This window comes from Natronogracilivirga saccharolytica, from assembly GCF_017921895.1.
Taxonomy (GTDB): domain Bacteria; phylum Bacteroidota; class Rhodothermia; order Balneolales; family Natronogracilivirgulaceae; genus Natronogracilivirga; species Natronogracilivirga saccharolytica.
The window spans coordinates 184184-205305 of sequence record NZ_JAFIDN010000003.1; the positions used below are offsets into that span (position 1 = coordinate 184184).

Annotated in this window: 17 protein-coding genes and 1 tRNA gene; 11 read left to right on the forward strand and 7 right to left on the reverse strand. The window is 53.2% G+C overall.

The window, feature by feature from the left end; genetic code table 11:
* Positions 1-6: 6 nt before the first annotated feature.
* The 7 genes from NATSA_RS05245 to NATSA_RS05275 form a co-directional block, all read right to left on the reverse strand.
* Positions 7-708 (reverse strand): DNA alkylation repair protein, encoded by a 702-nt coding sequence (locus NATSA_RS05245; protein ID WP_210510954.1) that lies wholly within the window; start codon positions 706-708, stop codon positions 7-9.
* Positions 709-929: 221 nt separating this feature from the next.
* Positions 930-1106: a hypothetical protein gene (locus NATSA_RS05250; protein WP_210510955.1), complete on the reverse strand. Its 177-nt coding sequence runs from the start codon at positions 1104-1106 to the stop codon at positions 930-932.
* Positions 1107-1112: 6 nt separating this feature from the next.
* A complete protein-coding gene (locus NATSA_RS05255) occupies positions 1113-1292 on the reverse strand; it encodes a hypothetical protein (RefSeq protein WP_210510956.1) in 180 nt (59 codons plus the stop codon).
* Between the two features lie 9 nt (positions 1293-1301).
* Positions 1302-1622, reverse strand: a complete 321-nt coding sequence (locus NATSA_RS05260; protein WP_210510957.1) for a type II toxin-antitoxin system HicB family antitoxin — start codon at positions 1620-1622, stop codon at positions 1302-1304.
* Between the two features lie 11 nt (positions 1623-1633).
* Entirely contained in the window at positions 1634-3148 is a 1515-nt protein-coding gene (locus NATSA_RS05265; RefSeq protein ID WP_210510958.1) for a hypothetical protein, read from the reverse strand.
* A 595-nt stretch (positions 3149-3743) separates the two neighbouring features.
* Positions 3744-3827, reverse strand: a tRNA-Leu gene (locus NATSA_RS05270).
* A 78-nt stretch (positions 3828-3905) separates the two neighbouring features.
* Positions 3906-5198: a putative sugar nucleotidyl transferase gene (locus NATSA_RS05275; protein WP_210510959.1), complete on the reverse strand. Its 1293-nt coding sequence runs from the start codon at positions 5196-5198 to the stop codon at positions 3906-3908.
* Between the two features lie 188 nt (positions 5199-5386).
* Here NATSA_RS05275 and glmS point away from each other — a divergent pair, with 188 nt between their 5' ends.
* From glmS to NATSA_RS05330, 11 genes are all read left to right on the forward strand, one after another.
* Complete coding sequence (glmS, locus tag NATSA_RS05280; RefSeq protein WP_210510960.1) at positions 5387-7222, forward strand: glutamine--fructose-6-phosphate transaminase (isomerizing); 1836 nt, start codon at positions 5387-5389, stop codon at positions 7220-7222.
* Between the two features lie 68 nt (positions 7223-7290).
* Complete coding sequence (locus NATSA_RS05285; RefSeq protein ID WP_210510961.1) at positions 7291-7968, forward strand: helix-turn-helix domain-containing protein; 678 nt, start codon at positions 7291-7293, stop codon at positions 7966-7968.
* Between the two features lie 179 nt (positions 7969-8147).
* Positions 8148-10598 carry a heavy metal translocating P-type ATPase gene (locus NATSA_RS05290; protein ID WP_210510962.1) on the forward strand — a complete coding sequence of 817 codons (2451 nt, stop codon included), beginning with the start codon at positions 8148-8150 and terminating at the stop codon, positions 10596-10598.
* Positions 10599-10813: 215 nt separating this feature from the next.
* Entirely contained in the window at positions 10814-11029 is a 216-nt protein-coding gene (locus NATSA_RS05295; protein ID WP_210510963.1) for a heavy-metal-associated domain-containing protein, read from the forward strand.
* Between the two features lie 80 nt (positions 11030-11109).
* The gene (locus tag NATSA_RS05300; protein WP_210510964.1) at positions 11110-11565 is read left to right on the forward strand and encodes a hypothetical protein; all 456 of its coding nucleotides are present in this window, start codon (positions 11110-11112) and stop codon (positions 11563-11565) included.
* A gap of 299 nt (positions 11566-11864) precedes the next feature.
* A complete protein-coding gene (locus tag NATSA_RS05305; RefSeq protein ID WP_210510965.1) occupies positions 11865-15635 on the forward strand; it encodes an efflux RND transporter permease subunit in 3771 nt (1256 codons plus the stop codon).
* Positions 15628-16998, forward strand: a complete 1371-nt coding sequence (locus tag NATSA_RS05310; protein ID WP_210510966.1) for a TolC family protein — start codon at positions 15628-15630, stop codon at positions 16996-16998. Before NATSA_RS05305 ends, NATSA_RS05310 begins: the two co-directional genes overlap by 8 nt.
* 50 nt (positions 16999-17048) lie before the next feature.
* Positions 17049-18884 (forward strand): efflux RND transporter periplasmic adaptor subunit, encoded by a 1836-nt coding sequence (locus NATSA_RS05315; RefSeq protein WP_210510967.1) that lies wholly within the window; start codon positions 17049-17051, stop codon positions 18882-18884.
* A 98-nt stretch (positions 18885-18982) separates the two neighbouring features.
* Positions 18983-19540: a DUF3347 domain-containing protein gene (locus tag NATSA_RS05320; protein WP_210510968.1), complete on the forward strand. Its 558-nt coding sequence runs from the start codon at positions 18983-18985 to the stop codon at positions 19538-19540.
* 20 nt (positions 19541-19560) lie between these two features.
* Positions 19561-19899: a P-II family nitrogen regulator gene (locus tag NATSA_RS05325; RefSeq protein ID WP_210510969.1), complete on the forward strand. Its 339-nt coding sequence runs from the start codon at positions 19561-19563 to the stop codon at positions 19897-19899.
* Between the two features lie 104 nt (positions 19900-20003).
* The gene (locus NATSA_RS05330) at positions 20004-21065 is read left to right on the forward strand and encodes a DUF2231 domain-containing protein (protein ID WP_210510970.1); all 1062 of its coding nucleotides are present in this window, start codon (positions 20004-20006) and stop codon (positions 21063-21065) included.
* Positions 21066-21122: the final 57 nt, after the last annotated feature.

Below are 21122 nucleotides of genomic sequence, written 5' to 3' on the forward strand. Positions count from 1 at the left end.
GGCGGATCAGCTGCCGTGCAGATACCATTGCCGGAGATCCTCCGGGAATTTTTCGATTGCATATCGCAGCATGGTTCGCGGCATGCGGAGGCGGTGCTTTTTCAGGAACTCCTCCTCTGCAGGCCGGTCCCGCTTGCCCGTTTCCCGCAGCATCCATCCCACGGCTTTATGGATCAGAACTTCGGTATCGGCAACGAGCATTTCAGCGATCTTCAGCGTATCTCCGAATTCGTTTTTCTTTATGAAATGGAACGTGGCCATTATGGCAATGCGGCGATCCCACAGGCTGTCCGATGCTGCCAGTTCATACAGCGGCTGCCGCGGCCGGTTGTAAAGATGTGCGCCCACTATGTGTTCGGCCGAGGTGTCTACCAGATCCCAGTTGTTGATGTATCGGGTGTGGTTCAGGTACATCGCATAAATCGATTCCCGGATGTGCTCCGGCGCGCCGTTGTACTTGTGAATGAGGATGATCAGTGCCAGCAGCCGCTCCTCGTGGACAGGAGAGGTGAGCAGCTCCTGTACATCGGAAAGGGAAGCGGATTTTTGATACTTCCGGGCAATCTTCCGGACAACCGGTACGCGCACCCCGATGAACCGGTCCCCCTCGCCATATTCTCCGGGACCGGTTTTGAAATAGCAGCTGAGCTGCCGGGTATCGGATTCACTGGCATGTTCCCGCAAGGCCAATTGAAGTGACTTCAGCATGGTTACGCCGCATTTGTTTGCATTTGTTTCGCCAATAATACGGCTTTGAAAACTAAGGTACTTGTAAAACCTCTCTGTTAGAAACCTTAGCTAAAAGGAAAGATCGCAGCAAACGCATAACAGGCTTGTCTGTTAAATCAATAAAGGTAGAAGCATTTCACAATCCCGCTTGATGCGTAACACTAATTGGTGGAAAGAAATGTAGAAGAAGGGGTTAAAAACTATGACTGAGACTGATATAGTTTTTCTACGCGCTTTTTCAAAGCTTTACGTTTTTCGTCAGAGAGCTGTGATTTCTGCTTTTTCATTAAACCACGGAACTCCTTAAGCTCTTTTTCAGACCAAGGCTCCGATTTGACGATGAAATCAATTCCTTTTGGTTCTTTAATCCTTCCCATGAAAAATTATTGCTTAAAATATTTGGTGATCAGCATCACGGCATTAACGGTTTCGATAAACATTCGTTGTCCGCGGAAATGCGATGCACCCAGTTTTTCCTTGTAGTGTTCACTTAATGCAGACTTGGAGTCAAAAGCAACATAACCCTCATATCCTTTTTCAAAAGAAAGCTTGCCGGATCGCAAAGAAGCGTGTTAATTAGTCTGGGATAGTTTTTCAGTTATGTACTCGTTCAGGCTTTTCCCCTCCCTTTTTGCCCGAACATAGACACTGCGATGAACCTCAGTTGGAAGACGAAGCATCAGGCGCCCCGTAAACGGTTTGTCCGGATCCTCACCCCGCTGCTGGCAGAAATCCAGATAGTCATCAACAGAATCGTGAAAAGCCTGTTGCAGTTCGTCAACACTTTTCCCTTGAAACGTAATCACATCGCGTAAATCCACGACTTCTCCATGAAAAAGACCAGCTTCTTCGTCAAACGCTACGTTTCCGTGATATCCTTTATACCTTAACATTATGCCTGTTTTTAGGGTGGTATTACTCCGGCTTCTTTTAAAAATCGTCGAACTGATTTCAGTGCACCTTTATCTGTTTCCTTCTGTGGGCGCGGACTATTTAAATTACGCAGATAAACCGAATAAAGTTGCTTTGTCTGTCCGGGTTGAAGTTTCGTCCAGCGGGCTTCTTCCGGCTGACCCGTCGGGTAGATCACAAAATGGACAGTGCCTTCGTCTTCTATGTCAATAATATAGAAGCGATAACCGGACAGTATCGTCATTTGCCACGGCCAGAGCGGCCCGGACCGGTTATGGCGGGTGTCAAAATCCCCCTCTCCCCCAACTAGCCTTAACGGCGCATTGCCTGCCGCTTCCGGAAGCTCCGGCATTTCTTCATTGTCAAAGATCTGAATAGTAACGGAAACGTCAGGTACCGGCACATGCTGCTTGAAATGGAATGCTCCATCGACACTGTCAGCTGCAACCGTGACAGAGTGGCCGGGCATATCGAGCCGAACCGACTCAAGATCGTTGAACAGTCTGACTGCCCGTCTTGCACAAATACTGGCCCATCGCCAGTCATGGATAATATCCGGTACTATCAATGGATCATGGCGGGTTTCCAGGGGGTTTTCCGGTTTGCCGGTCCACCGCAGAACCAGGGTTGTTCCGTCAAGTGCTGCCTCGAGGTTTTTCGGCCGTGAGATGGCATGAATCACGTCGGGCAGCAAATCCAGATCACCGGGTTCCGGGAGGCTGCTCAGGCCGGTGCCGCTGTAATTGATGCGGAGGCGGTCGGTGGGACGATCTGTTTCCGGATCGGGCGAGGACATAGCAGCCAGTTCCGCTGCATTGCGGCGAATTCGAAGTTTCAGACTGTCGGTATCATGGCGCCGCGTGAGGCGGGATGCCTGACCGGCAATCGCTCTGATGCGCTGCAGGCTGTGAATGTTTGGCTCTGTGAAGGAAGAATCAAAAATCACATCCAGGTGAAGGACGGATTTCTCATGCTTGAAATTGATCCGATGGTTTCCGTCCGGAAGCTGCCGTTCCACATGTACCAGGGCGTCTTCCAAAGGGACCCGGTCGATTCTGTCCCTGAGTATTTCACTGGCTGCCAGCCCAATGAGACCGGCTGCCACCGCTACAAGAAGGCGGATCAGGATGACGCTGCGTTTTCCGGGAATCCAGCTTTCACCTTCCGACCTGTATAGTATTGCGAAAAGAGCGGCGGGGATCCAGAAGAAAAAGGTTTTCAAAATCCTGATTGTAAGCCCCATCTCCATCCCATAACTGCCGGCCGTGATGCGAAACCAGAATATCCCGGTCAGCACTACGCCCGCAATCCCGATAATCCAGCAGCTCAGGGCATGATGAGGATCTGTGGAGGTTTTGTCGGCGACAATCAGGTGCAGGGGAATCAGAATCAGCACAGCAATCAGAATTCCGTCAAGAACAGGCGTACGCATCGTCCCGGGATCCGGCAGCGTGAACAGGAGCAGGAGCGCAAGGAAAAGCAGGCCGGGGCGGAGGTATTTTTTCATGAGAAGGCTTTACTCATATCCAAAAAAACAGATCTCACAGATTATGATTCCGGAAATAGCTATGATGATTTGAAGCCAAAACTAATTTACGATCATTTTCGATCAGGTCAATCGCTTGTTGCTTAAGCTTTTGATAAACATCGTCGGGAATTCCTTTAATAGTGATATTCGTGGGCATAATGAACTGGTTAAACCGTGGTTCCATTATGAGACCAAAAAGGTTCCGGATTTACTGCAAAAAATCTGCACTATAACGGCCTTGCGCTTGATTCCCGGTTTACCTTAATCGTACCGGCAAAATTCACAAGAATTGTGATGGCAGGGTGATTATTTTAGTAACATTACTTTGAAAACTTTTCCCCGGCATTTTAAAAATATCCCATGGAGCTATTTGTCATCCTCTTGATAGTAGTGATTATTATTGGTGCTTTTTTAGGTGGAAGAAACTTAGGTGATACAGTCAGAAAAGGATGCGGGTGTCTGGTACTAATTTTAATTGTTATTGCTTTGTTATTGCTTTCAAACGCATAAATATCATGCGGTGAATTCTTGCAAAAAAAAAGCCTTGCAAGTCAGTAGCTTACAAGGCTTTTTGTGCCGAAGGCGGGACTCGAACCCGCACGGGATTGCTCCCACACGCCCCTGAAACGTGCGCGTCTACCAATTCCGCCACTTCGGCATCGTTTTTCAGTAGATTTTAAATATAAGGAGTCTTTTTGAAATTTCAATAATACAAATGCGGACGGATGCCGAATTTTCAAACGACCGGCGGATGCGTTGCCGCCAGCCCCGGCTGCGCAGTACCGGAATGTCCTTTTGCGTCAACGGTTCCGCTGGTCCCCGTCTGCCTGTGGTCATAAATATGTCTCATCATGCGGATGTAGTTCTCTTCCAGCGGGATACCGCGCCGGGCCATCATGATCTCCGCCGTCACCATCGCTTTCTCGAATTCGTAGGGTTCGGTTGCTTCGGGACTCACCCAGCTGAAGGAGGGGATGTGTTTCGGAGGGAAGCCATAGGTGAAAATATTGCAGAATACCCCGCACAGGGTTCCGGCGGATAACGTCGTGTTGATCGCGGTCTTGCCGTGGTCTCCCATCACCGTGCCGAAAAACTGCAGCGGTGTGGAGTATACGTGTCCGGTCGACCACTCAGGTATCTTCACCGGTTTGTAATTGTTCTTCAGGTTCGATGTCGTCGTGTTCGCCCCAAGATTGCACCACTCACCGATCAGACTGTTTCCGAGATAACCGTCGTGCGCCTTGTTGGAATGGCTGTGCATGATCACATTGTGGATTTCGCCGCTTACTTTGCAGACCGGGCCGATGGTGGTGCCGGGATAGACTTTGCAACCCATCTTCAGCACGGAATCTTCGCACAGGGCGCCCGGACCCTGGATAACCGCACCGTACATTACGTGGCTGTTTCGTCCGAGGTACACCGGTCCGGCAGAGGCATCAATAACCGCACCGGGATCAACCCTGACATCGGGTCCGGCAAAAATGGCATCAGGATGGATCAATGTGGCATGGGGCCAGTCCGGCCTAACAAATGAGCGGACCGATTTCAGCAGTTCGATGTCGTTGCATATCTGCTCTTCATTGACCTGAAACAAATCCCACAAATTGCTGATCAGGGTTCCGTTTTCAGTGTCCCGGACATCGTCCGTATGAGTAAGAAAATGATTCAGCCCGATCCCGTTCTCATAACAATCCCGGCTTTCGTTCACGGGCAGCCGCATGGCAACGATCCGGCCGTCGTGCCTGAGCGCCTGGTACGCATCGAGATTTCGCACTTCATCAGCCGCTGCGGCATCGGGCAGCCAGCGCGCATTGATCCACAGCACATCGCTGCTGTTATCGGGCAGTCCGGTGGTAAACAGGTAGATCAGCGGAGGCCGGCGGGTGCGTGTGATGGAATCCGGACCGAGGTACATCTCCCATTTTTCACGAATGGTAACAATTCCGGCACGCAGGTCGTCCACCGGCCGGGTCAGGGTCAGAGGTGCAAAGCGGCGATGGCCTTCATCCTCAAAGAAACAAATAGTCATAGTGCATCTTCTTTTGAAGAATATTGGGGTTCATATGCAACCCGCAAATGATACATAATTTTTAAAGCAAATAGAATTAATAAATAATAATTTTTCCAGGGTGCTATTATCCATAACTTTGAGAGCGCCTGAAGCAAGAGCGGAAACGGAATCATCATCACGGATCAACCTGAAAAACATTTATCACCATGTGCGGAATTGCAGGATATACAGGCTGGCGGAATGCCTCTGAAGTCATCATCAAAGGGCTGCAGCGCCTGGAGTACCGCGGATACGATTCGGCCGGAATGGCCGTCACGGGAAACGGGCTTGAAATACTGAAATCAGCGGGTAAAGTTGTCGCGCTGACCGAGCGCAATGGCAAGCAGGGCCTTGCCGGCACGGCAGGCATCGGGCACACGCGCTGGGCTACGCACGGTGAACCCAGCGATATCAATGCGCATCCCCACACAGATTCGCATGGGAACTTTGCCATCGTTCACAACGGGATCATCGAAAATTACAATGCGATCAAGCAGGACCTGGAAAGGAAGGGGCATACGTTCAGGAGTGAAACCGATACCGAGGTGCTGGCTCATCTGATTGAGGAAATGCACGCGACCGGCGGATCTGATTTCACCCGGGCCGTCAGACAGGCGCTGTCGCAGGTTGAGGGCACATACGGGATCGCCATCATCCACAAGGATCAGCCTGACCGGATTATTGCCGCAAGGAAAGGCTCGCCGCTTTTGATCGGCATCGGCGAGGATGAATATTTTATCGCATCGGATGCATCCCCGGTTGTTGAATATACCCAGAAAGTGATCTATCTGGAGGATGAGGAAGTGGCCGTTGTTTCAAAAGACGACTGCCATGTCTCGACGCTGAAGGAGCTCGAGCAGTCCAAGGAAGTGTACGAGCTGGCCATGAGCCTGGAGCAGATTGAGAAAGGCGGGTATCCCCATTTTATGCTCAAGGAGATATATGAGCAGAGCGAGACCATCGCCGACTGCATGAGGGGGCGCGTGATTGCCTCGGAGAACCGTATCCAGCTGGGCGGATTGGCCGACGTTCTGGACCGGCTGGTCAATGCCCGCCGGATTGTGATTGCAGGATGCGGAACCAGCTGGCATGCCGGTCTGGTGGGTGAGTACCTGTTTGAATACCTGGCGAAGGTGCCGGTTGAAGTGGAGTATGCCTCGGAGTTCCGATACCGCGAGCAGCTCATCGGTCCGGGGGATGTTTTGATTGTCATATCCCAGAGCGGGGAAACCGCGGATACCCTTGCGGCGCTTCGTGAGGCGAAAAAGAGGGGAGCTCTGGTGCTGGGGATATGCAATGTGGTCGGGTCGACGATCGCGCGCGAGACCGATGCCGGAGTGTATACCCACGCGGGACCGGAAATCGGAGTGGCATCCACAAAGGCCTTTACCGCCCAGGTCACGGTCCTTGCCATGATGGCGCTGCTGCTCGGCCAACAGCGGAACATCATATCAGATGAACTGATGAAGGTGCTGATCAGTGAGCTGTTGTCGCTGCCGGAAAAGGTTTCTGCCGTTCTTGAAAATGCATCCGGGGTAGAACATGTTGCCCGGCTGTTCACCTATTCATCGAACGTGCTGTATCTGGGAAGGTCGTATAATTTTCCGGTAGCACTGGAAGGGGCTTTGAAGCTGAAGGAAATATCGTACATACATGCGGAAGGATATCCGGCCGCAGAGATGAAACATGGTCCCATCGCGCTTATCGATGAGTATATGCCGGTAGTTGTCATCGCAGCTACCCATCATACCAATGACAAGATGATCAGCAACATCGAGGAAATAAAAGCCAGAAAAGGCCGTATTATCACCATTTCGACAAACGGGCAATCCGGGGTGGGACAGCTGGCCGAGTTCAATATTACCGTGCCTCCGGTCCACGATTGTTTCACTCCGTTGATTACAGTAATTCCTTTACAACTTTTATCGTATTATATTGCTGTTAACCGGAACTGCGATGTTGATCAGCCAAGAAATCTGGCCAAAAGCGTAACCGTTGAATAATCGCAGAAATCCGGATAAAGCAAAAAAAAATGCAACTCCGCATAAATCTGTAACTCCGCATAAAACCGATGACAAAAACCAGGGACAAGCAATCTGGTTCCAGTGATTCTATACGGCCCGTATCAGCCGGCGGACAGGATGCGCACAAACTGCGTATCAAAAACATGGTGTGCGACCGGTGCATCATGTCGGTCAGGGACCTGCTGAACACGCTGGGTTTTGAGGTTTCCGGGGTCACACTCGGTGAAGCGGTTGTTTCACCGGTCCCGTATGACGATCAGCTGACGCTGATTGAGCGGGAACTCAACAGTATTGGATTTGAGCTTGCCCGTGACCGGAGAGAGGAGACCGTTACGGTCATCAAGTCGCTGCTGATTGCCTATCTGTCCAAAGTCGAGGCGCAGTCCAGGGCGGACAAAAAAGCGGGCGGCAACGGGGATGTCATTTCTCAGCCGGTATCGGAGTTTATCACCTCCAGACTTCACCGGTCCTACTCCTCGCTTTCGAGATCCTTCTCAGCCAAAGAGGGGATAACCATCGAAAAATATCTCATCAGGCTGCGCATCGAGCGTGTGAAAGAGCTGCTGAGCTATGATGAACTGACACTCAGCGAGATCGCTCACCAGCTTGGCTACAGCAGTGTCCAGCATCTGTCCGCCCAGTTCCGGAAAGTGACAGGCAGTTCCGTCACCGAGTACAAGACGAATAACCCCGGAAAACGCAGCAAGCTCGACGCGCTCAGCTGAGGCCATTGCAAAACGTTAAGAGAGCCGGCCGGGAAGTCAAAATTGTATAACATTTTCCTGACTCGTTGTAACACGATTCCGCTTCTGTTTTTGTTTTTTGGATAAGACATGATCACAGCATCGATGCCGGTGCCGGATTTGATCATACCATTTTGCAATGAAAGCGACAGCAACAGGAAATGACGCGTAAAAATCAGCCATACAATAACAATCCGGTAGCGGAAGGAAACGAAAAGTCCGGCAAGCATAAAAAGAACCTTCAGCAGAAGAGTTCACAGGAAAACGGTCCGCAGGACAACAGTCCGGAATCCGGCGATTACACATTGCAGATCGACGGCATCAGCTGCGCAAATTGTGTAACGAATGTGGAGCGGGCTTTGAAATCCGTGGATGGTGTGGAGCAGGCCGATGTCAACATGGGCACATCCGAGGCCAGGGTAAAGGCGGCCAGCACGGATATCAATACGCTGATCCGGGCTGTGGAAAAGGCCGGCTACGGTGCAGCTGCCATTGATGAGCTTGGGTACCTGCAGGATCAAAGCCCCGGCGCGCCTTCAGAAGCCGGAGATGAAGCAGATCATGGCGGAACAGATAAAGCAGACCGTACCAAAACAGGTGAAGAGCAATCTGCAGGCATGGAAGTTCCGGAGGCAGGTCATAAACGCGACACCCACGCCATCGCACCCCGGACATCCCGGTTCAGGAAAAAATTCTGGATTGCCCTGCCGCTGGCGGCTGTCGTTTTTGTGCTGGACATGGGCCCGATGGCCATTCCCGCGTGGAATGAATGGGTCATGCAGAACCTTACCATGTGGAGTCTGGCCCAGATGGTCATTACGGCCGTAATTCTGTTTTATGCCGGCGCATCATTCTTCACCGGCGCCTGGCGGGCGGCAAAACACGGGGCTGCGGATATGAACAGCCTCGTTGCCATCGGTACGGGTGCCGCCTTTGCCTTCAGCACCTATGCCATGTTTTTCGGTCGCGAAGGCGGCGTGGTCCAGCCCAATGAAATCTATTTTGAAACTGCCGCCATCATTATAGCGCTCATCCTTCTCGGAAAATGGATGGAGGAGCGGGCGCGGCACAGAAGCCGTGATGCCATGGCCGGATTGCTGGAGCTTGCCCCGCAGCGCGCCAACCGTATTGCCGGATCATCCTACGAAACCATCCCTGTCAAGGATGTGGCTGTCGGGGACAAACTGCTGGTCAAGGCCTGGGAGCAGGTTCCCGTCGATGGCGAGGTGCTGTCGGGCCAGGCAAGTGTCGATGAATCGATGATGACCGGCGAGAGTGTGCCTGTTGAAAAAGAGCCCGGAAGCGAGGTCGTTGGAGGTACGCGGAACACATCCACCACGTTCGAGATGACGGCCACCAGGGTGGGCCGCGATACCGCACTGGCGCGCATCATCAAAACGGTGCGTGACGCCCAAAGCTCAAAACCGCCCATCCAGCGTCTGGTCGACAAGGTGGCGTCCATTTTTGTGCCCATTGTTCTGGTGGTTGCCGTGGTGACATTTCTGCTCTGGCTCTGGGCCGGAAGTCCCGCGCAGGCTATGGTCAACATGGTTGCGGTGCTGGTCATTGCCTGTCCCTGCGCACTCGGCCTGGCTACGCCGACCGGACTGATGGTGAGTTCCGGGCGAGCCGCGGAAAAGGGTATCCTGATCAAGGATGCGGTGACGCTTGAAGAAGCCCGTCGGGCCGATGTGGTGATGTTCGACAAAACCGGGACACTGACCACCGGTGTGATGCAGGTCAGCCGGGTGGATGTGACCGGCGATGATACGCTCACCAATAATGACCTGCTGGTGCTGGCGGCTTCCGTGGAGCAGCAGTCGGATCATCCCATCGCCAACTGTATTGTCCGCCAGGCTGGGGAAAAGGAGCTGCCGCTTCTGGATGCCGAAGAGGTGGAGACGTTCATGGGCATGGGAATTACCGGCATGGTATCCGGACGGAAGGTCACGGTGAGTGCGCACACGGTTTATGAGTCGTACGACGAGCAGAAAAAAAAGTACATCGAAGAAGCGCAGGATCGCGGGGAAACCGTGCTGCTGGTCAGGTTGAATGACCGGCCGGCCGGATTCATAACTGTTTCGGATGAGGTGCGTCCGGAAGCAGCGGATGTGATCGCGCGGCTGAACCGGATGAATGTTGAAACGGTCATGGTCACCGGCGACCAGTACCGTAATGCACGCGTAGTAGCCGACCGTCTCGGTATTGATCACCTTGAAGCAAATGTTAAACCTGACGAAAAGGCGAAAATTGTAGAACGTTATCAACAGTTGGGCAAGCGGGTGGCCATGGTGGGTGATGGCATAAATGACGCTGCCGCACTGGTGCAGGCCGATCTCGGCATGGCATTGTCAGGCGGAACGGATCTGGCCATGTCGTCATCAGATATCACCCTCGTGGGAGGGAGCCTTGACAAAGTGGTGGAAGCCCTTGATCTGTCACGAGGTACACTGAGAATAATCCGACAGAATCTGTTCTGGGCCTTTGTCTACAACTCAGTCGGAATTCCACTGGCTGCTATCGGATTGCTCAGCCCGATGTTTGCGGCATTTGCCATGGCCATGAGTTCGGTCAGTGTGGTCACTAACAGTCTTCGCATCCGGCGGCTGTAATTATCCACATGGAAAGTAAAGAAATTTTAATATATTGACGATAACCCGGGTAGATGAGTTTATACAGACATCCCTCACAATATTTACCTAATCGAGGTTTCGATGAAACGTTGGAAGAACCGTATTGCGGCTGTGATGGCCGTTATAGTGGTGGTTTTCGTCATGTTGACCGGCTGAGCCGGAATGATTTTTCGATCACATGATGTTCACGAATTATGGAAAAGAAAGAAGTCTTTAAAGTCGAAGGAATGAGCTGCAGCGGCTGCTCTGGTACTGTCGAAACGGCATTGTCACAAGATGATGGTGTCACCCTCGCCCGTGTCAGCCACGAAGATGGAACAGCTGAAGTGCATCACACGCTCACGGACCGGGAAATCATCGATATCATTACCGGGGCGGGATACACCGTCACAGAAAAAATATCGGGTTGATATTCTGTGTTACATTGCGTTTAAATATTACATCGTAACCGTCAACGAGTTACATTTCCTCCAGTGCCATCCAGAAAAAGATGAACCAGCCGGTCCCAAAATATCTGTCACTGCCTGATGTGAATGCAGCTGCCCCCGGAAAAGGGCGGGTCCACTTCATTGCGGCGTTTTTGCTGATGGGATTGCTGTTTCTGCCGATGGAAAATCTGGCCGGTGCTCACTGCACAATGGAGGAGCAGGGGCAGGCAGAGCAGCCCGTGAGCAACGACGACTGCTGCCCGTTAGAAAATGAGAACCCGGAATCCGACTGTACTTCCTGCGAGATCTGCAATTGCTATTTCGCACCCTTTTCCGGTCATCACGATTCATCCTTCCGTGATGCCACCCTGCAGCATACACTGAAATTTGCCATACCCTCATCCCATGAGGTTCCCGCCCGAAGTATGGCATCGTTTCAAATAAAGCCTGCGGCGAAGGTGGCCGATCTGCCGCCATCCGTACCCGTCTATCTGGCCAACCAGGTATTTCTGAACTGAAAATACCGCCACTGATCACACAAGCCTATCCTGTGATCAGAATCTGCTTTCCGGACACAGCCTGTTTGCCATCACACCTTATTGTGAGCCGGTTGTGCCGCTTTGTGAACTGAGTATGCTGTCCGGCTTCTGATTATTCAATCTGACGCTGACATCCAACCGGATGCAGATTATTCAGCCGGTGCAAAAGCATTCAGCCCGATTCAGGTGCAAGTAACATAAATACCTGCATCCCATGCAACAAGAAGTATCTAACGCACCCTGAAGCATAACACTCAAACCGCTATTTACACGTCACAATGACATCCCGAATTATTCGATTTTTTCTCGAAAACAAACTGATTGCCCTGCTGCTGTTTCTGGCTCTGGCAGGCTGGGGCATCGCCACCGCACCCTTCGACTGGGATATCGACCTGATTCCGCGCGATCCGGTACCGGTGGATGCCATCCCGGATATCGGCGATAATCAGCAGATTATCTTCAGCGAGTGGTCCGGACGCTCGCCGCAGGATATCGAGGATCAGATCACCTATCCGCTCACCACTCAGCTGCTCGGCATCCCGGGTGTCCGCACCATCCGCAGCAACTCCATGTTCGGCTTCTCATCCATAAACATCATTTTTGAGGATGACGTCGAGTTTTACTGGAGCCGTGCGCGTATCCTCGAAAAACTCAACGCACTGCCCGGCGATCTGCTGCCTGATGGGGTCCAGCCGGCACTCGGTCCCGATGCCACCGCTCTCGGACAAATTTTCTGGTACACCCTGGAAGGCCACGATGCCGACGGCAACCCCACCGGCGGATGGGATCCGCAGGAGCTTCGCTCCATTCAGGACTTTCAGGTGCGATATGCGCTCTCGGCGGTCGAGGGTGTCGCCGAAGTGGCAAGCATCGGCGGATTCGTCAAAGAATATCAGGTGGACATCGATCCGGACGCCATGCGCGAGGCCGGTGTCACGGTGTCCGATATTGCCGATGCGGTTCGCAGCAGCAATCTGGATATCGGCGCCCGGACCATCGAAATGAACCGAGCCGAATATGTGGTCCGCGGCCTTGGCTACATCCAGTCACTGGAAGATCTGGAAGAGAGTGTGGTGGCTGTTCAGGACAACACGCCGATCCGCATAAAAGATGTGGCTCACGTCGGGATGGGTCCGGCACAGCGCCGCGGCGCCCTTGACAAGGCGGGCGCGGATGCGGTCGGCGGCGTGGTGGTGGCCCGGTACGGAGAAAACCCGCTTGAAGTTATTCAGAATGTAAAAGAGGAGATCGAAACCATCGCTCCCGGACTTCCGTCCAAAGAGCTGGACGACGGTACCGTTTCCCAGGTGGAAATTGTCCCGTTTTATGACCGCACCGGCCTCATTTACGAAACACTCGGCACGCTGGAGGAGGCCCTTTCGCTGCAGATCCTGATCACCATTATTGTGATCATCATCATGGTCATGCATCTGCGCACGTCGCTTATCATTTCGTTGCTGCTGCCACTGGCGGTGCTGATGAGCTTCATCATGATGAAATACGTCGGGGTGGATGCCAATGTGGTGGCACTGGCCGGTATTGCCATATCCATCGGGACGGTGGTCGATATGGGCATCATCCTCACCGAAAACATGCTCAGGCATATAGAAGAGAAAGATCCCGAAGAGAATATGCTGGAGACCATCTACCGGGCTGTCTCGGAGGTGAGTCCCGCCGTGATCACCGCGCTGATGACCACGATTGTCAGCTTTCTGCCGGTATTCATGCTGGAGGCTCAGGAGGGGCGCCTGTTCGGCCCGCTTGCCTTCACCAAAACCTTTATCCTGATCGCGGCACTGGTTATCGTCATCACGCTGATTCCGGCGTTCTCCCACTGGCTCTTTTCACGTCGCATCGACAGCAGGAAATGGCGCATCATCTGGAACAGCATCATGATTGCCGGTGGTGTGATTGTTGCCTTTGCGTATCTGGCCTGGGCCGGAATTGCCCTGATCGCCCTCGGCGCCAATAATCTGGCGGGAATCTGGCGCGAAGAGTACCGGCCGTGGGCACCGTGGGTCAACAACGGGATCATCTTTCTGGCCGTTGCCTGGCTGCTGGCCGGCAACTGGCTGCCGCTTGGACCCGAAAATCCGGTTTCGGTCAGCCTGCTCTTCATCCTGTTGATGGTTGGCGTCATTTTCGGCCTGTTCTGGCTTTTCATGAGATACTACGAACGTATTCTGGACTGGTCACTGAGGCGCAAAACCGCCTTTCTGACTATTCCCCTGCTGATCTTGCTTTTTGGGGCGATGAGTTGGCAGGGATTTGACACGACGTTCCGGTTTGTTGCAAAGGGCTGGAATGTGATCGGAGTGGAAATAGAAGAGACTCGTGTCTGGTCTGCCGCCGACGAGCGTTTTCCGGGTCTGGGTCAGGAGTTCATGCCGACTCTTGATGAAGGGTCGTTCCTCCTGATGCCTACCACCATGCCGCACGCTGGCATAGAAGAGACTCTTCAGATGATGCGCGAAATGGATATGAGGATCGCTTCCATCCCGGAAGTGGAAACCGTGGTCGGCAAGATCGGTCGTGTGGAATCGGCCCTGGATCCGGCGCCTATTTCCATGTTCGAAAATGTCATCATGTATAAAAGCGAGTACAAGACCGATGAGCGGGGCCGCCGGGTGCGCTATAAAGTGGAAAACGGTGCGTTTGTCCGGGATGATGCCGGCGAACTGATCCCCGATCGTCGAGGGCGTTACTACCGCCAATGGCGGGATCATATCCACGACCAGGACGATATCTGGACAGAGATCCTGCATGCGGGTGATCTGCCGGGGGTCACATCCGCCCCGAAACTGCAGCCGATCGAAACCCGGCTGATTATGCTGCAAACGGGCATGCGGGCCAATATGGGCGTGCGTGTCAGCGGACCGGATCTGGAGACGATCGACGAGTTCGCCACCAGTCTGGAGCCGGTGTTGCGCCAGGTGGAAGGCGTGCGTCCCGCTTCCGTATTCGCCGATCGGGTGGTAGGCAAGCCCTATTTGGAAATTGCCATCGACCGGCAGGAAATCGCCCGTCATGGCCTGACCATCCGCAATGTGCAGGAGGTCATCAGCACCGCTATTGGCGGACAGATGCTCGGGATGACCGTCGAAGGACGTGAGCGGTATCCGCTGCGCGCCAGATATGCCCGCGAGTACCGGGATAATCCGGATGCAATGAAACGGATTCTGATTCCGGCTCCGGACGGCTCCCAGATCCCGCTCGGGCAGCTGGCCGAGATCCGGTTTGAGACCGGCCCGATGAACATCCGCAGCGAGAACACCTTCCTCAACGCCTACGTCACCTTTGACGCTCAGCCCGGCGAGGCGCCTGTGGATGTGGTCAACCGTGCGCAGGACCAGATCGACCGGCAGATCAGCGAAGGCAACCTGAGTGTGCCCGACGGCATCAGCTATGTTTTTGAAGGAGAGTTTCAGAATCAGAAACGGGCGGCTGAACGACTGTCGGTCGTGCTGCCGATTACATTGCTGATCATCTTCCTGATCATCTACTTCCAGTTCCGCTCATCGCCGGTCACCATGATTGTGTTTTCCGGGATCATTCTGGTCTGGGCCGGCGGATTCGTCCTTCTCTGGCTGTACGGACAGGATTGGTTCTTCAACTTCTCTGTCATGGGCACGGAGTTGCGGGAGTTTTTCCAGATGGGAACCATCAATATGAGTGTGGCGGTCTGGGTCGGATTCCTGGCCCTGTTCGGCATTGCCGTGGACAACGGCGTGGTCATGGCCACCTATCTGGAGCAGCTGTTTGAGCGGAAAAAGCCGGGCGACAGGGAGGCGGTGTACGCAACGGCCATCCAGGCCGGCATGCGCAGGGTAAGGCCCTGTCTGATGACCACCGGCACGACTCTGCTTGCGCTGATGCCGATACTCACATCTCCCGGCAAGGGCTCCGAGATTATGATTCCTATGGCGATTCCCATTTTCGGCGGAATGCTCATCCAGGTACTTAGCCTGCTTCTGGTTCCGCTGCTCTACGCCTTATGGAAAGAAACAACGCTGACATTTAACCACGAAAGCAAAACAGACCATGACTGATATTCATAGAAATCCAAATCCTGCAATGTCGTGCGGAACGGCGCGGTGGCTGCCCGTGCTGTCACTGGCCGGTTTGATCATCCTGATGACCGCCTCATCCGTTCCGGCTCAGGCGCCGGACCGTCCGGAAGATCAGACCCGGCAGGAGTCCCCGTATTCCGGACAGGAGAGGCATCCGCAGCTCGAAGAGTATCTCCGCATCGCATCAGAGGAGAACCCGGAGCTGCGCGCCCTCTGGCACCGGTACCTGTCAGAGCAGGAGAAGATTCCCCAGGTGGGAACACTTCCCGATCCAGAAGTAAATATCGGGTTCGATTTCAACCCGATGATGTCGGAGACGGTGCTCGGTCGTTTTTCGATATCCGCAATGCAGATGTTTCCCTGGTTCGGGACCCTGGAATCGCGCCGGGAAATGCAGCGGGCCGCATCGGAGGCTGATCTTCAGAGCCTGAACAGCCGGCAGCTGGAGCTGTTTCGTGATATTCAGTATGCATGGTTCGATTTGACGGAACTGCAGCAGCAGATCGAAATCGCTGAATATACGATCGAACTGGTGCGTGATCTGGAAACGCTTGTGGAAATTCGTTACGAAACGGCGAACACCGCACAGGCCGACCTGCTTCGCATTCAGATGGAAGAGCAGCGTCTGCAGACCAGGATTTCTGATCTGGAAGATAAAAGGAATCCTGTCAAAGCCCGCTTTAACGCGCTGCTGAACCGGGCGCCCGATGCCGAAGTACAAACGGATGATGAGATTGCATCGCGCACGCTTCCCCATACCGAAGAAGCCCTGAAAGACCGGTTGATCGCGCAAAACCCTCAGTTCGACCAGCTCGATGCCCGGGAGCGCATGCTCCGGGAGCAGCAGAATCAGGCCAGGCTGGACGGACGGCCGAGTTTCGGTCTCGGACTGGAAGTAATGGGACGCGATTTCGGACCGATGTCGATGAGCCCCGACATGAACGAGGGTTTTGTCGGAATGGCGACCATACGGGTGCCGATATACAGATCGCGCTACAGCGCACAGTATCGCCAGGCCTCAGAGCAGCTTCGCGGACTGGATTATGAACGGGTGCAGACAGAAAACACCCTGCTGACCGGGCTTGAAGAAGCCCTTGAGCAGTTCCGGGATTCGGAGCGGTCGCTGAAACTGCTTGAGGACGAACTGATTCCCCGGGCCGAACAGGCATATGAGATTCTCGGTGATGAATACGCCGCCGGAAATGTCCGGTTCGATGAAGTGCTGCAGATGCAGCGGGAATTGCTGGATCTTGAGCTTGAACGCATCGAAACGCTGGTCCGGCAGAACAAGGCGGTCGTCTCGGTTGAAAGTATCACCGAAGAGGCTTCCGTGTCTTATTAAAACCTCATTCAACCCACTTTTACTCTTTTTATTTCAACAAACACAACGCTATGAAACCAACAAGAAATCAAATAATTACCGGAGCCGGACTGGTCCTGGCGGGTCTGCTGCTCGGCTGGATACTCTTCGCGGGACCGGCAGATCACGATCATGAAGACAACGGGCATGACCATGATCACGAAATGGCCGAAGGCGAACACGATCACTCAGCAGAGAACGGCGAGGAGGTGTGGACCTGCTCCATGCACCCGTCGGTCCGGGAAGACGGGCCGGGAGCTTGCCCCATCTGCGGGATGGACCTGATTCCGGCTTCTGCCGAAGAACATGAAGACGATTACTCGATGGTAATGACCGAATCGGCTGTGAAACTGGCGGATATTCAGACCACATCTGTTGTTCGCGGCAATCCGGAGCGGGAAATCCGTATGCCGGGCCGCATCAAGGTGGATGAGCGCCGTCTGGTCAATATAACGACACAGTTTCCGGGCAGAGTCATTAAAACCAAAGTGGATTTCACCGGGGCGCCGATTCGCAAAGGCGAGCCGATGGCTTCGGTCTATTCTCCGGAGCTGATTGCTGCCCAGCGGGAATTGCTGGAAGCCGCCCGGAAAAAGGAGAGCAATCCCCGGCTGTACGAGTCGGCCCGTCAAAAATTCCGGTTCTGGGAGTTTACCGACAATCAGATTGATAACATCATCTCGCATGGTGAAGTGCAGCGCGAGCTGGAAATACTCTCTCCGGCAGACGGATTTGTGATGTCACGTAATATTGCGGATGAAGAGCACTTCGCGGAGGGATCGGTGATTTTTGAAGTGGCCAACCTGGATCATCTCTGGGTGGTGCTGGAGGCTTATGAAGAAGATCTTGACTGGATATCGACCGGCGATGAGATCAGGTTTTCAACCCGCGGTAATCCGGGCAACAGCCATACGGCAACGGTAAGTTATATCGATCCGGTAATCGATTCCCGCAAACGAACCGCGGGCGTCCGCGCTGACATTGAAAACAATGATATGCGCCTGAAACCGGAAATGCTGGTCAGCGGTACAGTCAAATCCGTTATGGAAGAGGAAAAACTTATGGTTCCGGCTTCATCGGTTCTCTGGACCGGTCCGCGGTCGCTGGTCTATGTGAAAGACACCGGTGCCGACACACCGCGATTTGAAGCGCGGGAAGTGGACCTCGGATTGCGCAGCGGCGACCATTTTGTGATTGAGGACGGTGTCGAAGAGGGCGAGCAGGTGGTCTTCCATGGCGCCTTCCGTGTGGACAGTGAATTCCAGCTGGCCGACCGCTTCAGTATGATGAACCGGGAGCCGGGTACCGGTGCGGTTCCGGCGCACGATCACGGTGACATGGACATGGACGACCATGATGATCCGGCAATGGATCATGATGACCACGCCGAGCCTGACGACGAGCCGCACGAGCACGGTGAGGCAATTGACGGAGCCACCGATGATTTCCGTGAAGATTTTGCCGCTGTTCTGGAATACTATCTGCAAGGCAAAGAGGCACTGACAACTTCCGATTTCGACGGTGCGCGCCAGGCTTTTGAGCGAACAGCCGAAGAACTTGAGGCCGTCGGACTGCACCGGATGGAAGGGGACGCACACATGCGGTGGATGGATCAGTACGAGGCCATTGACGGGCATCTGGATCACATTCTGGAGGCCGGTGATATCGAAGAACTGCGCCAGGGATTTGCACAGCTTTCCCATGTACTAATCGAGGTGGTCCGCAATTACGAAATCCCCGGTGTGCACTATCATCAATACTGCCCCATGGTGGATGAAGACTGGCTCAGCAGCGAAGAGGAAATCGCGAACCCCTATGATCCGGATATGCTGCGCTGCGGCGAGGTGATTGAACGGATCGAATTTTGAGATGGCCGGATGGAAGCGAAAAACCGTCTGAAAATCCAACGGCAGAAGACAGTAACAGAGTAAATCAGCAATCTATCAACAACAAATAAGAGGCAATTATGAAAAATGTAGTGATAACCTTTTCCATCCTTTTTGCGGGCATGTTGCTGGTCAGCCAGGCCGAAGCCCGGAGCGGGCAATCACATCATGCTCATCTTCTCCATGAAGCGGCATACGCCGGCAATGATGCAGATGAATTCGGGGCCGAATTCGGCGCCTTGATGCAGGACTATTTCGGTTTGAAAGAGGCGCTTGTGGAATCGGATCTGGAACAAGCCGGCAGCAAATCGCATGCAATGGGAGAACGGCTGGATGAAATCGGCCCGCACCGGCTGGAAGGTGATGAGCATATGTTCTGGATGAATCGCTTTGAAGATCTCGCCGGTGAAATAACTGCGATCCATGATGCCGAAAATCTGGATGATGTCCGTGAACATTTCAGTTCATTGTCCGATCAGCTGGTTGAAATCGTGAGCACACTTGGTACCGGCGACAACGTGTACCACCAGTATTGCCCGATGGCGGAAGCCGGATGGCTGAGTGACGAGGAGGAGATCCGCAACCCTTACAAACCGGAGACCATGCTGGGTTGCGGGCGAATTGAGGCAAAAATGTAAACCACTCAGAGGTGCTGACCATGAAAGAAATCAAAGCTTTAATACGACCGGAAAAGTTTGATGAAGTAAACCGGGAGCTGCGCAAAGAAGGTTTTTGCTGTATGACCGTGTTTAAAGGAGAAGGCACCGGCAGGCACAGTGATAGCGAAAAAGCCGCTCCAACCCTGGAGTTTCCTGTGCTGCATTCACATGTGGTGAAAATTGAAATCATGGTGGATGACAAGGAAGCAGACCGTATATGTTCCATCATTCAGGAATCTGGCAGCACAGGCCGTAAAGGTGACGGCATTATTACCATAACCGAATTGAGCCGGATTATCAGCATTCGAACCGGAGAAAAAGGTGCGGGTGCATTGTGACGGATGGAAAACGGTCTGTATAACAGCATGCAGCATAATGCATCGGAGTCCGGCATGTAAATAAAAACAGGCCGGTATCAAAATGAACACATAACAGACAAATCATGACTCCCGACTGGATTCCCAATATTCATCCCTTTATTGTCCACTTTCCTATCGCCCTGCTGGTTGTGGCGGTTTTATGTGATGTGATCCGGGTCTTTTTGAAAGATCAGTCCTGGCTTCACAAAATGGTGCTTGCACTCTATGCAGCCGGTACCGTCGGATTGATCGCTTCGTTTTTATCCGGCCGGCAGGCTGTTGAGACAGTCACTGTAACAGGAGATGCGATCCCGGTCGTCACAGCTCACGAAGACTGGGCGCTATACACCCTGTTTTTTTACTTCGCCTTTACGCTTCTGCGGGGCTGGACCTGGTGGAAAAATCTTGAAGTAAAAAAGCCTGCATTAATCGGCCTGGTACTATTGGCTTTTGCCGGTACGGGGATGCTGTGGTATACTGGCGAACTGGGAGCCAAGCTCGTATATAAACACGGTGTGGCGGTCGGCGAAATTGACCGGCTGGAACAGCAAATTGAAAAACTCCGGCAAGATCTGGCAAGATTTCGTGAAGATGCGGCTCCTGAGCAGCATGATGACGGATCGTGGACCTGGAGAATCGGACCGGGAGCCGATCACGCGCTGACGGAATACTTCACTGTGGAAGGATCAGAACCTGAAAGAGCAGAACTGTCTCAGACTGACGGACAATATCACCTGCAACTGGAAGCCGGGGATGAATCTTCATTTCTCCTGTTCGGCGATGCAATCCGGAATGTCGACGGCCGCATCGAACTGAACACAGAGGAGTTCAACGGTGAGTTTGCACTGATCCATCATTTCCAGGATACGGAGAATTATCAGTATCTGAGGCTTGTGGATTCGGAACTTATCCAGGGACAGATCCTGAACGGGTCCGATAATTCACTGGGTTCCGGCGATGTGGACACAACGGACTGGTTTACACTCCGGGTAACGGCAAGCGGACGCCATTTTTACGGATACCATAACGGTCAGACCGTTGTCCATACCCATGCCGATGAGATGGAGCCGGGTAAGACGGGAATTCTGATTCGTGGTGAAGGAACCGTGGGCATGAGGTTGCTTGAGTTCAATTCGGTAGAGTGACCAACCATTCGCAGGTATTATTGACAAAACGGTGGAAAACCTTATAACAGTCCGGAG

Coding starts and splice junctions, on each gene's coding strand:
- NATSA_RS05325 (WP_210510969.1), top strand. CDS start 19,561: ATGAAAGAAATCAAAGCTTTAATACGACCGGAAAAGTTTGATGAAGTA.
- NATSA_RS05250 (WP_210510955.1), bottom strand. CDS start 1,106: ATGGGAAGGATTAAAGAACCAAAAGGAATTGATTTCATCGTCAAATCG.
- NATSA_RS05265 (WP_210510958.1), bottom strand. CDS start 3,148: ATGAAAAAATACCTCCGCCCCGGCCTGCTTTTCCTTGCGCTCCTGCTC.
- NATSA_RS05285 (WP_210510961.1), top strand. CDS start 7,291: ATGACAAAAACCAGGGACAAGCAATCTGGTTCCAGTGATTCTATACGG.
- NATSA_RS05295 (WP_210510963.1), top strand. CDS start 10,814: ATGGAAAAGAAAGAAGTCTTTAAAGTCGAAGGAATGAGCTGCAGCGGC.
- NATSA_RS05245 (WP_210510954.1), bottom strand. CDS start 708: ATGCTGAAGTCACTTCAATTGGCCTTGCGGGAACATGCCAGTGAATCC.
- NATSA_RS05330 (WP_210510970.1), top strand. CDS start 20,004: ATGACTCCCGACTGGATTCCCAATATTCATCCCTTTATTGTCCACTTT.
- NATSA_RS05310 (WP_210510966.1), top strand. CDS start 15,628: ATGACTGATATTCATAGAAATCCAAATCCTGCAATGTCGTGCGGAACG.
- NATSA_RS05300 (WP_210510964.1), top strand. CDS start 11,110: ATGAACCAGCCGGTCCCAAAATATCTGTCACTGCCTGATGTGAATGCA.
- glmS (WP_210510960.1), top strand. CDS start 5,387: ATGTGCGGAATTGCAGGATATACAGGCTGGCGGAATGCCTCTGAAGTC.
- NATSA_RS05260 (WP_210510957.1), bottom strand. CDS start 1,622: ATGTTAAGGTATAAAGGATATCACGGAAACGTAGCGTTTGACGAAGAA.
- NATSA_RS05315 (WP_210510967.1), top strand. CDS start 17,049: ATGAAACCAACAAGAAATCAAATAATTACCGGAGCCGGACTGGTCCTG.
- NATSA_RS05305 (WP_210510965.1), top strand. CDS start 11,865: ATGACATCCCGAATTATTCGATTTTTTCTCGAAAACAAACTGATTGCC.
- NATSA_RS05320 (WP_210510968.1), top strand. CDS start 18,983: ATGAAAAATGTAGTGATAACCTTTTCCATCCTTTTTGCGGGCATGTTG.
- NATSA_RS05290 (WP_210510962.1), top strand. CDS start 8,148: ATGACGCGTAAAAATCAGCCATACAATAACAATCCGGTAGCGGAAGGA.
- NATSA_RS05275 (WP_210510959.1), bottom strand. CDS start 5,198: ATGACTATTTGTTTCTTTGAGGATGAAGGCCATCGCCGCTTTGCACCT.